Source organism: Pseudomonas petroselini (assembly GCF_045037875.1).
In the GTDB taxonomy this organism is placed as follows: domain Bacteria; phylum Pseudomonadota; class Gammaproteobacteria; order Pseudomonadales; family Pseudomonadaceae; genus Aquipseudomonas; species Aquipseudomonas petroselini.
The window spans coordinates 4,468,571-4,482,730 of sequence record NZ_CP173614.1 but is presented as its reverse complement, the minus strand read 5'-3'; the positions used below and the strand labels follow the sequence as shown (position 1 = coordinate 4,482,730).

Here is a 14,160-nt window from a genome sequence, read left to right as displayed (position 1 = left end):
CTCACACCTCGTCGTCACGCTGCAGTTCGAACAGCAGCAGCGAGCGGCCGGTCACCGCGTACTCGTGATCAAAGTCAAAGCGTTCCTGGCCGCGCACGGCCGGCTCGTTGGTGTCGAGCATGCAGGTCCAGAATTCACCTTGGGGCACCGACGGCAGGCGGAAATTGACCATGTCGTGGTGCGCGTTGACCACCAGCAACAAGGTGGCATCGGCGCCAGGGCGGCGAATCCCGGTCTCTTGGGCGCGGCCATCCATCAGCATGCCCAGGCAGCGGCCGTTGCTGTCTTGCCACTGTTCGGTGGTCATCTCGTTGCCATCCGGCGCCAGCCAGGTGACGTCCTTCACACCGATGTCTTCGTTGTAGTCGCCGACCAGGAAGCGCCCGCGACGCAGGATCGGATAGGCCAGGCGCAGCTTGATCAGGCGCTTGACGAACTTGAGCAGCGCCTTGCCATCTTCGTCCAGGTCCCAGTTGATCCAACCGATCTCGCTGTCCTGGCAGTAGGCGTTGTTATTGCCGTGCTGAGTACGCGCAAATTCGTCACCGGCCACCAGCATCGGCGTGCCTTGGGACAGCAGCAGCGTGGCGAAGAAGTTACGCATCTGCCGCAGGCGCAGCGCGTTGATTTCCGGATCGTCCGTCGGGCCTTCGACACCGTGGTTCCACGACAGGTTGTTGTTGCTGCCGTCCTGGTTGTTCTCGTCGTTGGCTTCGTTGTGCTTGTCGTTGTACGACACCAGGTCGTGCAGGGTGAACCCGTCATGGGCGGTGATGAAGTTCACCGAGCTGTAAGGGCGGCGCCCACGGTGGTTGAACATCTCGCCGGAAGCGGTCATGCGGGCGGCAAAGTCGGCCAACTGGCTGTCGTCGCCTTTCCAGAATGCACGCACGGTGTCGCGGAAGCGGTCGTTCCATTCCACCCAACCCGGTGGGAAGTTGCCCACCTGGTATCCGCCGGGGCCGCAGTCCCAGGGCTCGGCGATCATCTTCAACTGACGCAGTACCGGGTCCTGGCGGCAGGCCACGAGGAAACTGTGGCGCTCGTCAAACCCGTCGCGGTAGCGGCCAAGGATGGTCGCCAGGTCGAAGCGGAAACCGTCGACGTGCATCTCGGTCGCCCAGTAACGCAGCGAGTCGGTGACCATTTGCAACACGCACGGGTGGCTCAGGTCCAGGGTGTTACCGGTACCGGAATCATTGATGTAGAAACGCTTGTCATCCGGCATCAGGCGGTAGTACGAAGCGTTGTCGATACCGCGCATCGACAGGGTCGGACCGCGCTCGTTGCCCTCGGCGGTGTGGTTGTAGACCACGTCCAGGATCACTTCGAGCTTGGCTTCGTGCAGGTGCGCGACCATCTCCTTGAACTCAGCAATTTTGCCGCTGGCCAGGTAGCGTGGGTCGGGAGCAAAAAACGCGATGCTGTTGTAACCCCAGTAGTTGGTCATGCCTTTTTCCAGCAGGTGCTGGTCATTGACAAAGGCGTGCACCGGCAGCAGTTCTACCGACGAAATACCCAGCTGGCGGATGTGCTTGAGCACGTCATCTTCCATCAGCCCGGCGCAGGTGCCGCGCACGGACTCGCCGACGGAAGGGTGACGCATGCTGATGCCGCGCAGGTGGGTTTCGTAGATGATCGTACGGTCCCACGGCACCCTTACCGGCTGATCGTTGCCCCAGGTGTGGGCCGGGTCGATCACCTTGCACTTAGGCACGAAGGGCGCGCTGTCGCGTTCGTCGAAGCTCAGGTCGTCATCTGGGTGGCCGATGGTGTAGCCGAACAGCGCCTCGGACCATTTGAGTTCGCCCACCAGCTGTTTGGCATAGGGGTCGATCAGCAATTTGTTGTGGTTGAAACGGTGGCCGTTGGCCGGGTCATACGCACCGTACACGCGGTAGCCGTAAATCAGCCCAGGGTGGGCGTCGGGCAGATAGCCGTGGAAGGTTTCGTCGGTGTATTCCGGTAGTTCGATGCGTTCCAGCTCGACCTCGCCGGAATCATCGAACAGGCACAACTCCACTTTGGTGGCGTTGGCCGAAAACAGTGCAAAGTTGACGCCCAGGCCATCCCAGGTCGCGCCAAGCGGGAAGGGCAAACCTTCACGGATCCGCGACGGTTCGTTGTCCGGCGTCGGTGGGGTTTTGTCGGGTTTGCTCATTGTGTTGCTCCTGCAAAGGTCTTTTTTCAGGCCGAGTGCGGCCGTGCTGACGAAATTTCAGCTGACAATATGGAAAATGAAATCACCCCTTGCCGACGGCGCCGGCAAGAGGCTCGGGTTCAAGGCTTGGGCTTTTTCGGCGCAGGTGGTTTCTTCGCCGCCGGTGGTGCTGGCTTACTGGCGGCCGGTGCGGCCGGCTTGGCTTTTGGCGGGGGCTTGGGTGCGCTTGCCTTGGGCTTGGCAGTGGGCTTGGGCTTGCTCGGCGTCAGCGCTTCGGCTTCCGCCAGCTTGCGCGCCATCTCCCAGTGTCGCGCGTCATCGCCGTGGGGTTTGCCCTCAGACTCCCAGATCTGATGTGCCAGTTCGCGTATGCGTTTGTCTTCAGTACTCATCACAATGCTCCTCGCAGAAAATTTCAGCTTTCTTGATCATCAGGATTGATAAAGACATTGACCGGGAAATCCCCCAGGGCAGTGCTGATCAACAGCTCCTTGTTTGGTGTGACTGCGCCTGTATGAAAAAGTCCCTTCCAGTTTTGAGTTGTCACGGCGAACGGTAATTTCACCCGTGTATCGCCCCAAACCCGCGCATTGACCTGAGGGTGCACACCGTTTTCAAGCAGCGCGTGCGACCAGCGTGGCACCACCACCAGCACGTATTTGCCCTGATACTCGCGGGCGAAAGCGACAACCCGCTCGGCGTGCGTGCCGACCACTTCCAGCGGTGTATATGCGCCGCTGCGGAACAGTTCGGGATGGGCTTTACGCAAGCCCAGCACCTGAGCAATCATCGCCTGTTTGATGCGCCCGTCGCGCCAGTTGAACAACAGTTCACCGAGGTCCGGCGGAGTATCCAGCGCCTGTTGCCGTGCGTTGAAATCCACCGGGCGGCGGTTGTCCGGATCCACCAGGCTGAAGTCCCAGAACTCGTCGCCCTGGTACAGGTCCGGCACACCCGGTACGGTGATGCGAAGCAAGGATTGCGCCAGGCCATTGAGCGCGCCGGCCGGGGCGATCACCTGGGCGGCGTTGCCAATCGCGGTGCGCAGTTCGCGCCCCTCATCAGTGAGCAGCAGCCGCGAGAGGAAGGCTTCGACGCCTTGCTCATATGCTTCGTTGGGCGCGCTCCAGCTGCTCTGCAACTTGGCTTCGCGCAGGGCTTTTTGCTGCCATTGCCACAGGCGTTGCTGGTAACCCTCGAAGTCGGCGTCCTGGTCCAGCGGCCAACTGCCCAGCAGTGCTTGATAGAGGATTAATTCATCGCCGGCCGACGGCGTATTCGCGTCAACCCGCAGCGGCGCGGCGAGGCTGCGCCAATGCTCGACCTGTTCGACGTACCACGGCGCGCACTCACTCAGCACGGCCAAGCGCGCGCGGGTATCTTCGCCGCGCTTGTGGTCGTGGGTGGCGGTGGCCAGCAGGTTGTCGGGAAAGGTCTGCAAACGGTGCTGGTTGACCGCATGGAAGTCGGCCAAGGGCGCACTGAACTGTTCGGTGCTGAAGCCCACGTCGTTGCGCGACAGCAGCACCGCCGAACGATAGAACGCGGTGTCTTCCACCGCTTTAGCGGCGGCGGGCGAGGTCAGTTGCTGGAAGCGCACGCAGGCATGCTTGAGGATCTTGCGCTCACGGCCCACCGGGCGATTGCGCCAAGGCTGGCCGCCGAGCCAATTTTCCAGGTGCTCAAGTACCGGCCAGTCGCCTTCGCCCAAGGTCGTGCGCGCGCCGTCCATGGCCTGCTGGAACACCTTGTCGTCGGCGGCGCTACGGCCACGGGCGCTGATGTAGGTGCGGTACACGGGGAAGTGCACGATCAGTTCCTGCAAGGCCCGGCGGATGGCCCCGAGGGTCAGGTCGCGGGTCATCACGTCGTCGCGCGCCACTTGCAGCAGGGCCTGGGCCACGCTTTCAAAGTCACCGCCGAGGGAGCCATTGAGGATCTGCTGGCGTGCCAGCCGCGCTTCCTCGATAAACGCCGCAGGCCGTTCGCTGTGGCGTGTCCACAGCTCGGCCAACGGTTCGAAGCCGTCCGGCTGGTGTTGCAGCAGCGACAACTGGTTCATGAATTCGTAGCCGGTGGTGCCGTCCACTTGCCAGTCTTCACGCAGGGTTTCGCCCTCGCCGAGGATCTTCTCGACGAAGATCGGCAAGTGCCGCTCCGGCGCCAGCGAATCCACGCGACGGCGCAGCTTGCGGCAATACCCGCGCGGGTCGGCCAGGCCGTCGATATGGTCGATGCGCAGGCCATCCACCAAGCCTTCGCTGATCAGTTCGAAGATCTTGCCATGGGTGGCTTCGAACACCGCGGTACGCTCTACGCGCAGGCCGCCGAGTTCGTTGACATCGAAGAAGCGCCGCCAGTTGATGTCATCCGCCGCCGTGCGCCAGCTGGCCAGGCGGTAGGCCTGTTGTTCCAGCAGTTGATGCAGGCGCTTGAAGCCTTCGGGCTGGCGCCCGTCGAAGGTGGTCAGCCGCTGCTCGATGGCCGGCAGCACCTCGGTGGCGCGTTCGGCCAGGGCCTGTTTGAGCCACGCCGCCTCGTGGTAGGCGTCTTCCTGATGGGCGAGGGCGGTGAAGCGCTCGGCCAGGGGCTTGAGCGGCGCCTCGGTGCCCAGGATCGCCGCGTAGTCTTTTGGACAGATCGGGAAGCGGTGTTCGTAATGCTCAACGTAGAACGCGCCGTGGGGGGCGTCGAACTGCAACGTCAGGGTGCCGGCTTGCAGGGCTTCGCCGTAGTCGCTGCCGAGGAACGGCATCAGCAATTGGCCCTTGAGCAGCGGGTCGGGCGAGTGCCATTGAATATCGAAGAACTCGCTGTAGGGGCTCAGTCGCCCCCATTCCAGTAGGTCCAGCCACCAAGGGTTGTCGGCGCCGCCCACGGCCATGTGGTTGGAAACGATATCGAGGATCAGGCCCATCTTGTGTTCACGCAGCGCGGCGACCAGGCGGCGCAGGGCGGGTTCGCCGCCCAGCTCCGGGTTGACGCTGGTGGGGTCGACCACATCGTAGCCGTGCATGGACCCGGCACGGGCGCTGAGCAGCGGTGAGGCATACAGGTGACTGATGCCCAACTGGGCGAAATACGGCACCAGGGGCACCGCATCATCGAGGGTAAAACCTTTATGGAGTTGCAGGCGCTGGGTCGCGCGCAGGGGCAGTGCGTTCATCGGTCACGCTCATAGGCTTGGTTGCGCGCGACGGCCAACAGCTCGAGGCGGCGGGCGGCACCGGCATTGTCGAGCAGGCTGGACGCCTCGCCCGGCAGGCGGCGACGCCAATTGGGATGGGTGTCGGTGGTGCCGGGCAGGTTGGCTTGTTCCTCCACCCCGAGGGCATCCTCCAACGGCAACAGCACCAAGGGCGCGCGGGTGTGGCCGAGGTAGCGCGCACTGGCGTCGATCATATGGTCGGTTTCATTGCGGATTTCTTCGACAAAGTTCTGCGGGTCCTGGCTCAAGGCCTGGCGCAGTGCCTGGCGTTCGCGCAGGCGGTGTTCACTCCATTGCTCCACCGTGGGCGCGTCGATCAGGCCGAGCTGGATGTTCCAGTCGATATCGCGGCTGTGCCACCAACCGTTCAGGGTCGGCAAATCATGGGTGCTGGTGGTGGCCAGGGCGTTGTCCGGCCAGTCGAGGATCGGCGTGAACCGGCCCTCGTGGTTTTGCTCGAACAGCAACACACGCATGCCCAGGATCGAGCGCGCGATGAGTTTTTCACGCAGGCCATCCGGCACCGTGCCCAAGTCTTCACCGAGCACAATGGCCTGGTGACGGTGGGACTCCAGCGCCAACAGCCGCAACAGGTCATCCACCGGGTAATACAGGTAGGCGCCTTCGCGCGGCGAGGCGTCCATGGGGATCACCCACAGGCGTTGCAGGCCCATCACATGGTCGATGCGCAAGCCGCCGGCATGGGCAAAGTTGGCGCGCAGCATTTCGATAAAGGCGCGAAAACCATTGCGCTTGAGACCTTCGGGCGAGAAGGCGGAAATCCCCCAGCCCTGGCCGGCACGGTTGAGAATGTCGGGCGGCGCACCGACAGTCAGGTCTGCCAGCAATTCATCCTGGCGGCTCCAGGCCTGGCTGCCACCGCCGTCGGCGCCCACGGCGAGGTCGGCGATCAAGCCCACGCCCATGCCGCTGCCGCGCGCAGCTTGTTGCGCGCGCTCAAGGCAACGGGCGATCAGCCATTGGCTGAAGGCGAAGTAGCCGATCTCGTCGCGATTGTCTTCGGCGAACTGCGCCAGTGCCGGGCTCTGCGGGCTGCGCCAGTCTTCGGGCCAGTGGCGCCAGTCGAGTGATTCACCCGCCGCTGCGCGAGCCGCTTGCACGGCTTCGAAGCGGCAATGGTTTTCCAGCGCCTCGCCACCGGCCTGGCGGAAACTGAGGAAGTCGGCGTGTTGTGGGTGCTGGCCGTGACGGAAGTCTTCATAAAGTGCACGCAACAGGCGTTGCTTGGCCTTGGCAGCGGCGGGCCAGTCGATCAAGGTGTGTTGCTCCAGCGCGTGCAGTTCATCCTCCAGTCCTAGGGACTTGATCGCGTTGCGCACTTCGCGTTCACCCAGGATGCAGCCCGGGGAGGCGTACAAACTGTTGAGGAACAAGCGGCTCGATGGCGAATACGGGCTGTAGCGCCCGGTGTCGGCGCTGAACATCGCATGCATCGGGCTGATGGCCAGGGCATCGGCGCCGCGCTCGGCCGCCGAGCGAGCCAGGTGCTCCAAGGCCAGGGTATCGCCAAAACCGCCGTCGCCCAGGCGGCGCAGGCCATACAATTGCGCGCTGAGGCCCCAGGCGCGGGCCGGTTGGGTATCGACCGCTTCGGCGACGCTGTAGCAATGCGTGGGGGCGACGGCCAGGGTGAAGACCTGATCGGCGATATGCACTTGGTGATAACCCAGGGCAATGACGCCTGGCAGGACGGCGTTGCCATCGAGCCGCAGTTCCAGGGTGTCGCCGTCTTCCAGGCTGACCCGGCACAGGGTGTCCGGTTCGAAGTAGCGCGCCAGGTCGAGGCCGTCACCACTGTCGATGGTCAGTAAGGGCGGCAGGTGTTTGTCTTGTTGCACCCGCTCCAGTTCAAGCAGGCTGGCGTCGATCTCTGCGTCACTGTCGGCCGGGTGGCCCAGGCCTTTGAGAACGGCGCGCAGGGCGTCGGGTGTTACACGTTGCGGGCGGCCGTTTGCGTCGATCCAATCGACGGCCAGGCCCGCTCGGCTGGCGAGGATTTCCAGGTTCGCTTCACTCAAGGGTGCTCTCCAACAGGGGATAGGGTGACGCGTGCGCTGTACGGCGGCAGGGTTGCGCCGGCGTTGGCAGGCGTTTCAAAAAGGACCCGCTCCGTGGCGGGGTGATCCAGCGGCACGGCGCTCAAGTTGAGGTCAATCCGCAGCACACTGCCGTTACCCAGGCGCCAACGGGCGCTGACGGCGTGATCGGCCAGGACCTGAGCGCCCAGCGCGACACTGCCGGGCAGGTGCGGCACGAGATGTCGGTGGCGCAGGCTCAGCAGTTGGCGATAGAGCTGGGTGTGTTCGTTCTCGTCGAAGCTGGGCGTGGTTTGCAAAAAGGTCGGCAGGGCATTGGGATCGGGAATGCGTTCGCGCCGCTCCGGGTCCTGGAACGCGGCGAAATCCTTGAATTCATTGCGTCGACCTTCACGCACCGCTTCGGCCAGCTCGCCATGGTGATCGGTGAAAAACAGGAAAGGCTCGCTGGCGTTGACCTCATCACCCATGAACATCAGCGGGATCATCGGCGACAGCAGCAGCAGGGCGGTCGCCGCCTTCAAGGCCTGCGGCGAGCAGAGCTGATGCAGGCGCTCGCCCAGGGCACGGTTGCCGATCTGGTCATGGTTTTGCAGGAACGCCACGAACGCGCTCGGTGGCAAATGCCCACTCGGTTCGCCACGCACATGGCCATGCCGGGTTGTATGGCCTTGGTAGATAAAGCCTTCGCCCAGGCAGCGGGCCAATTTAGCGGTCGGGTCTTGGGCGAAGTCGCTGTAATACGCATCGGTTTCGCCGGTCAACAGCACGTGCAACACATTATGGAAATCATCATTCCATTGCGCGTTGAAATCGTGCTGCAGGAGCCCGGCCTGGTTGAGCTCGTTTTCGAGCATCAGCCAGACATGGCGGCCTGTGTCCACCTGCTCGCGCACGCGGTGCGCCAGTTCCTTCAGGAACTCCGGGTTATCGATGGCGTGTACCGCGTCCAGGCGCAGGCCGTCGAAGCGGTATTCGAGCAACCACATCAATGCGTTATCGAGGAAGAAGTCCCGCACTTCACGCCGGTTGAAATCGATGCCGGCGCCCCATGGCGTGTGCACGTCTTCCTGGAAGAACCCCTTGGCGTACTGGCCCAGGTAATTGCCGTCGGGCCCGAAGTGGTTGTAGACCACGTCGAGAATCACCGCCAGGCCATGTTCGTGGGCGCTGTCGATCAGGTGCTTGAGCTGTTCGGGGGTGCCGTAGGAGGCTTGGGGTGCATAGGGCAGGACCCCGTCGTAGCCCCAGTTGCGATCGCCGGGGAATTGCGCCAACGGCATCAATTCAATTGCGGTAACGCCCAGCTCGGCCAGGCGTGGCAGGTGTTTCTCAATGCCGGCATAACCCCCCATGGCACCGACGTGCAGCTCATAGATGACTGCCTCGTGCCAGGGACGGCCTTGCCAATTGCTGTGACGCCATTGATAAGCAAGTGAGTCGACCACTACGCTCCAACCGTGCACATCCGAGGCCTGCGCCCTGGAGGCGGGATCGGGTACGTCCATCTCCCCATCGATATTGAAGCGGTAGCGCGTGCCCGCCGGGCACGCTATTTCGGTTTCAAACCAGCCTTCTGCCTGGGGCAGCATGGCGACGGACTTGCCGTTTTCCAATTCAACGCTGACATAAAACGCGTCTGGCGCCCACAAGGCGAAACGCGTGTGTTGCGCGTCCAGCATGATTGCGCCGTGGGGCCAGGTTTCCAGAGTCCGTAACGGCATCTATAAAAACCTCCCTTTGGTTATTTAGCGGATTTCCCCAGTGCCTTAGCCACCAGTTGCTCATACAGTTCGGCGTAGGGTTCCACGGCCTGGCTCCAGTTGAACGGTTGGGTCATCGCCCGGCAGCGCATGGCGTTGAGCAAGCCAGGGAAGGCAAACACCTTGAACGCGCGGCTCAAGGCTTCTTTGTAGCTGTCGACCGTGGATTCATTGAACAGGAAGCCGGTGACACCGTTTTCAATGGTGTCAGCCAAGCCACCGGTGTTACGTGCGACGGGCAGCGAACCGAAGCGCTGGGCGTACATCTGGCTCAGGCCGCAGGGCTCGTAACGCGACGGCATCAGCAGGAAATCGCTGCCGGCGAACATGCGCCGGGCGTCGGTCTCGTTGAAGCCGATGCGCACGCCGATCTGGCCTGGGAAGCGCAGCGCCAGTTCACGCATGGCGTTTTCTTCTTCCGGCTCACCCCGGCCGATAATCGCGATCTGGCCGCCTTGTTCGACGATAAAGCTGGCAACGGCTTCGGTAAGGTCCAGGCCTTTCTGGAAGACCAGGCGCGAGACCACGGCGAACAGCGGCCCTGTCGAGTCGTGGAGGCCGAACAGGTTGCGCACCTGCGCGGCGTTCACCGCCTTGCCTTCCCAATCGCCAATATTGAAGTTGTGCGTCAGGTGGGGGTCGGTGGAGGTTTCCCAGCTGTCTTCGATGCCGTTGGGGATGCCGCTGAGCAAGCCTTGCTGGGTCTTGCTGGCCAAAAAGCCATCCAGGCCGCAGCCGAATTCAGGCGTGGTGATTTCCTGGGCGTAGGTGGCGCTCACGGTGGTGATATGGCTGGAATACGCCATCCCAGCCTTGAGAAACGACATCTTGCCGTAGAACTCCATGCCTTCCTGTTGTAAGGCGTGGGGTGGAATGCCCAGCTCCGGCGTGGAAGCCAGGCTGACGACGCCCTGATACGCCAGGTTATGGATGGTGAACAGGGTCGGGGTGCGTGACCCACGCCAGTGCATATAGGCCGGCGCCAGGCCAGCGGGCCAGTCGTGGGCGTGCACCAGGTCCGGGCACCAGTGGATCTGCGCCAGGTTGGCGGCCATGTCGGCGGCGGCCAGGCCCAGGCGGGCGAAACGAATATGGTTGTCCGGCCAGTCGCGGCCGTTGTTGGCGCCGTAGGGCGTACCTTCACGCTCGTAGAGTTCGGGGCAGATCAGTACATAGATGACCAGGCCGTCCTTGAGGTCCATCCGCCCGATCTTGCACGGCGGCAGCGCAGCGTGGCCGCCCAGTTCACCGATGATATGGATCGGGTTGTCGCTCTCCATCACCTGCGGATAGCCAGGGATCAGCACCCGCACGTCGTGCAGGTGAGCCATGGCGCGGGGCAGGGCAGCGGACACATCGCCCAGGCCGCCGGTTTTCACCAGATCGGCGAATTCGGAGGTGACAAACAGCACTTTCTTGCGATTGGGATTGTGACTCGGGACCGGCCGCACCGTGTTGAGGTCAACCAAAGAGGTCGACCCGCCAACTGGCTGACTAACACGCTCTCCCTGAATACTTGCAGCGGCACTGATCATAGTTCTCTCCACGTGTTGGTCGGCTAATGGCCCGCTGCCACTAGCTCCGATGACCGCATCCTGCGGCCAGGCGCAAGCGCATAACGCCCTTTGAATAGTTGGGGCAAGGCGTATGCCAGTTGCACGGTTAGCTCAAAAAGAATGGATAGACGGCATCTGGTATGAACCGCATGTGCGCGCCTTACCCTAAACCTGACCTATGGCAGAGTTGTAAAGTTTCGATTTTTTCGCGGGGCTTTTGTTTTGAAACGGACCCATCGGTCATCAGTCTAGGACATATCCTAGAGCCTGTAGGGTTTTCGAGAAGATTTTGTAGGACAAAATACTTTTAACGTTATGCCACTTGTAGTGGGCAAGGGGTTGTAGTGAGCGGGCTTGTCGAATCGTCGCACCGCCCGCGCCGGAGTGCGAAGCGCTCCTTGCTAGGGCGTACTCTGTGCAATGAGTGCCACCGAGGTGTTTGGTTTTGGGGCCGCTTCGCGCCCCAGCGTGGGGCAAGCCCACTCACTACATTGGTGCGTTAGCCGAGGGTGCGAATGGGCGCGCCGTTCGCCCAGGCTTGAATGTCTTCGATCATTTGCGCGTAGAACTGCCGGTAATTCTGCTCGCTCACGTAGCCCACGTGCGGGGTGGCCAGTACCTTTGGCAAACGGCGGAAGGGATGATCCGCGGGCAGCGGCTCTTGGGCAAACACGTCCAGCGCCGCACCGGCCAGGCGGCCGTTTTCGAGGGCCTGCACCAGCGCCTGCTCATCCACGATCGGCCCGCGCGCGGTGTTGACCAGGCGCGCGCTGGGCTTCATCCAGCCCAGCGCTTGCGTGTCCACCAAGCCACGGGTGCGGTCACTGAGCACCAGGTGCACGGTGAGAATGTCCGCCTGTTCGAACAAGGCTTGCTTGCTGACCCACGTCACGCCTGACTCGGCGGCCCGTTCCGGGGTGAGGTTTTCACTCCAGGCAATGACACGCATGCCGAACACCTGGGCAAACTGCGCGACTTTCTGGCCGATACTGCCCAGCCCGAGAATCCCCAGGGTCTTGCCATACAGATCGCCGCCCAGGCCGATCTGCCAGTGGCCGGCGCGCAGCGAATGGGCTTCAGCCACCAGGTCACGCGTGGAAGCCATGATCAACGCCCAGGTCAATTCCGGCGCCGCGTGTTTATAGCTGTCGGTGCCACAGACCTGGATACCCAAGGCCTTGGCCGCGGGAATGTCGATCGCGGCGTTGCGCATGCCGCCGGTCACCAGCAATTTAAGCGCGGGCAGGCCTTGCAGCAGGGCTTTGTCGAAGGTAGAACGCTCGCGCATCACACAAATGACCTCGAAGCCCTGCAAGCGCTCGATCATGGTGGCGGTATCCGCCGGGTAATCGTGCAGGAAATGCACTTGGCCCACGGCCGCAAGGACCGACCAATCCACCACGCCACTGGCCACATTCTGCCAATCATCAATGACTGCGATCTGTACCGACATTCACGAGTGCCTCGAAAAAGGTTGGACTAAAGGGCGTTAAGGCCCTGCAACAGTGCTTTGTGAAACTGGGCGGGTTCTTCCATTTGCGGTGCGTGCCCAAGGCCCGGGAATTCCACCAGGGTTGCATGGGGGATCAGCTTGGCCGCTTGTTTGCCCAGCACGGCATAGTCGCCAAGCTTGGCCTTGACCGCCGGCGGCGCGATGTCTTTGCCGATGGCGGTGTTGTCCGACGTGCCGATCAACAGCAGCGTGGGCATCTGCAGGTCCTTGAACTCGTAGTACACCGGCTGGGTGAAGATCATGTCGTAAATCAACGCCGAGTTCCATGCCACCTGCGTATGCCCGGGGCCGTTGCTCAGGCCGGCGTACATGTCCACCCACCGCTCGTACTCCGGCTTCCAGCGCCCGACATAATAGGTGTTGAGTTGGTAGTTGCGAATGCCTTCGGCGCTGACCTTCAGCTCCCGCTCATACCACTGGTCAACGCTGAGCGAGGGCACGCCCAACGCTTTCCAGTCTTCCAGGCCGATCGGGTTGACCATCGCCAGCTGTTCGGTTTGCTCGGGGTACATGAGGGCGTAGCGCGTGGCGAGCATGCCGCCGGTGGAATGGCCGAGGAGGGTGGCCTTTTGAATGCCGAGCTTTTCCAGCAGTTGGTGGGTGTTAAGCGCCAGTTGCTGGAAGCTGTACTGGTAATGATCGGGCTTGCTGGAACTGCAGAAACCGATCTGGTCCGGCGCGATCACCCGGTAGCCGGCGTCGCTCAAGGCCTTGATCGAACCTTCCCAGGTGGCGCCGCAGAAGTTCTTGCCGTGCATCAGCACCACGCTGCGACCGTTGGCCTGACCTTTGGCGGGGACGTCCATATAGCCCATTTGCAAGGACTTGCCCTGGGATTGAAACGCGAAATGCTTGAGCGGATAGGGGTATTCGAAGCCTTGCAGTTCGGGACCGTAGGTCGCGGCGAACACCGGGGCGGCAGTGGCTGTGAGCAGGCCGGCGATACAAAAAGCGCGGATCAGAGGCATTGGCTGGGCTCCGAGAAGGGTATTCGGATGCTGTTGCGAGACGATTAAGTGGGGATTAACACCCACTGCAAGGTGATCGCCGCGAGCACGCCATAACGCAGGCCTTTGGCCAGGGTCACCAGTAGCAGGAATCGCCACAGTGGCTCGCGCATCACCCCGGCCACCAGTGTCAGCGGGTCGCCAATGATCGGCAGCCAACTGAGCAGCAACGTCCAATGCCCCCAGCGCTCGTAATGGTTGCGGGCTTTTTCCAGTTGCTTGTCGTTGATGGGAAACCAGCGCCGTTGCTTGAAGTGCTCCACCCAGCGGCCCAGCCACCAGTTCACCACTGAGCCCAGCACATTGCCCAACGTGGCAATGCCCAGCAACAGCCACAGGCTGTAATGGCCGCTGAGGAGCAGGCCGACCAATACCGCTTCCGATTGCAGGGGTAATAATGTCGCGGCGCCAAACGCCGCGAAAAACAACCCCAGGTAGCCCGCGATCATTGTGCCGGGTATTGCGCCACCACCACATCTTTGCCTTCACGGGTCAGGCCGATGACTTGATAGGCCTCGCTGCGGCCTTCCACCTCCATGCCGGGCGAGCCCATGGGCATGCCCGGCGCGGCGACGCCCAGCAGGTCGTTGCGTTTGCGCAAGGCCAGCACCTGTTCGGCAGGCACATGGCCTTCGACGAATTTGCCGTCGATCACGGCGGTATGGCAGGAGCCCAGGCGCGGCGCCACGCCCAGGCGTTGTTTGACCGCACTCATGTCGGTTTCGACGTGGTCATTGACCTTGAAACCGTTGCTTTCCAGATGGCTGATCCATTTTTTGCAGCAACCGCAGTTGGCGTCGCGGTGCACGTCAATAGGGATCAGGTCGGCAGCCTGGGCCAGGGTGGCGGTGAAGAGGGTTGAAAGCAGGGCCAATCGCAATCGGGTTTTCATGGT

10 protein-coding genes are annotated in these 14,160 nt (G+C 62.4%); all 10 read right to left on the bottom strand.

The features are described from left to right. Window position 1: 1 nt before the first annotated feature. The 10 genes from glgX to ACI512_RS20490 all read right to left on the bottom strand — a co-directional run bounded on the left by glgX (window position 2) and on the right by ACI512_RS20490 (window position 14,157). Window positions 2-2,161 (bottom strand): glycogen debranching protein GlgX, encoded by a 2,160-nt coding sequence (gene glgX / locus ACI512_RS20535; protein WP_012724526.1) that lies wholly within the window; start codon window positions 2,159-2,161, stop codon window positions 2-4. A 119-nt stretch (window positions 2,162-2,280) separates the two neighbouring features. Then, on the bottom strand, window positions 2,281-2,553 hold the full coding sequence (locus ACI512_RS20530; RefSeq protein ID WP_236381584.1) for a DUF2934 domain-containing protein: 273 nt from the start codon (window positions 2,551-2,553) through the stop codon (window positions 2,281-2,283). Between the two features lie 23 nt (window positions 2,554-2,576). Continuing rightward, the gene (locus ACI512_RS20525) at window positions 2,577-5,327 is read right to left on the bottom strand and encodes a malto-oligosyltrehalose synthase (protein ID WP_405121295.1); all 2,751 of its coding nucleotides are present in this window, start codon (window positions 5,325-5,327) and stop codon (window positions 2,577-2,579) included. Further along, window positions 5,324-7,408 carry a 4-alpha-glucanotransferase gene (gene malQ / locus ACI512_RS20520; RefSeq protein ID WP_236383074.1) on the bottom strand — a complete coding sequence of 695 codons (2,085 nt, stop codon included), beginning with the start codon at window positions 7,406-7,408 and terminating at the stop codon, window positions 5,324-5,326. The genes ACI512_RS20525 and malQ overlap by 4 nt, the downstream gene beginning before the upstream one ends. Beyond that, window positions 7,405-9,150, bottom strand: coding sequence for a malto-oligosyltrehalose trehalohydrolase (gene treZ / locus ACI512_RS20515; RefSeq protein WP_236383068.1), 1,746 nt, complete (start codon window positions 9,148-9,150; stop codon window positions 7,405-7,407). The genes malQ and treZ overlap by 4 nt, the downstream gene beginning before the upstream one ends. A gap of 20 nt (window positions 9,151-9,170) precedes the next feature. Continuing rightward, window positions 9,171-10,724, bottom strand: coding sequence for a glycogen synthase GlgA (gene glgA, locus ACI512_RS20510; RefSeq protein ID WP_080567197.1), 1,554 nt, complete (start codon window positions 10,722-10,724; stop codon window positions 9,171-9,173). Window positions 10,725-11,244: 520 nt separating this feature from the next. Continuing rightward, entirely contained in the window at window positions 11,245-12,198 is a 954-nt protein-coding gene (locus ACI512_RS20505; RefSeq protein WP_236383067.1) for a D-2-hydroxyacid dehydrogenase family protein, read from the bottom strand. A gap of 26 nt (window positions 12,199-12,224) precedes the next feature. Further along, window positions 12,225-13,226, bottom strand: coding sequence for an alpha/beta hydrolase (locus tag ACI512_RS20500; protein WP_320399153.1), 1,002 nt, complete (start codon window positions 13,224-13,226; stop codon window positions 12,225-12,227). A gap of 44 nt (window positions 13,227-13,270) precedes the next feature. After that, window positions 13,271-13,714, bottom strand: coding sequence for a YqaA family protein (locus tag ACI512_RS20495; protein WP_012724519.1), 444 nt, complete (start codon window positions 13,712-13,714; stop codon window positions 13,271-13,273). Beyond that, complete coding sequence (locus ACI512_RS20490; RefSeq protein WP_012724518.1) at window positions 13,711-14,157, bottom strand: DUF411 domain-containing protein; 447 nt, start codon at window positions 14,155-14,157, stop codon at window positions 13,711-13,713. Before ACI512_RS20490 ends, ACI512_RS20495 begins: the two co-directional genes overlap by 4 nt. Window positions 14,158-14,160: the final 3 nt, after the last annotated feature.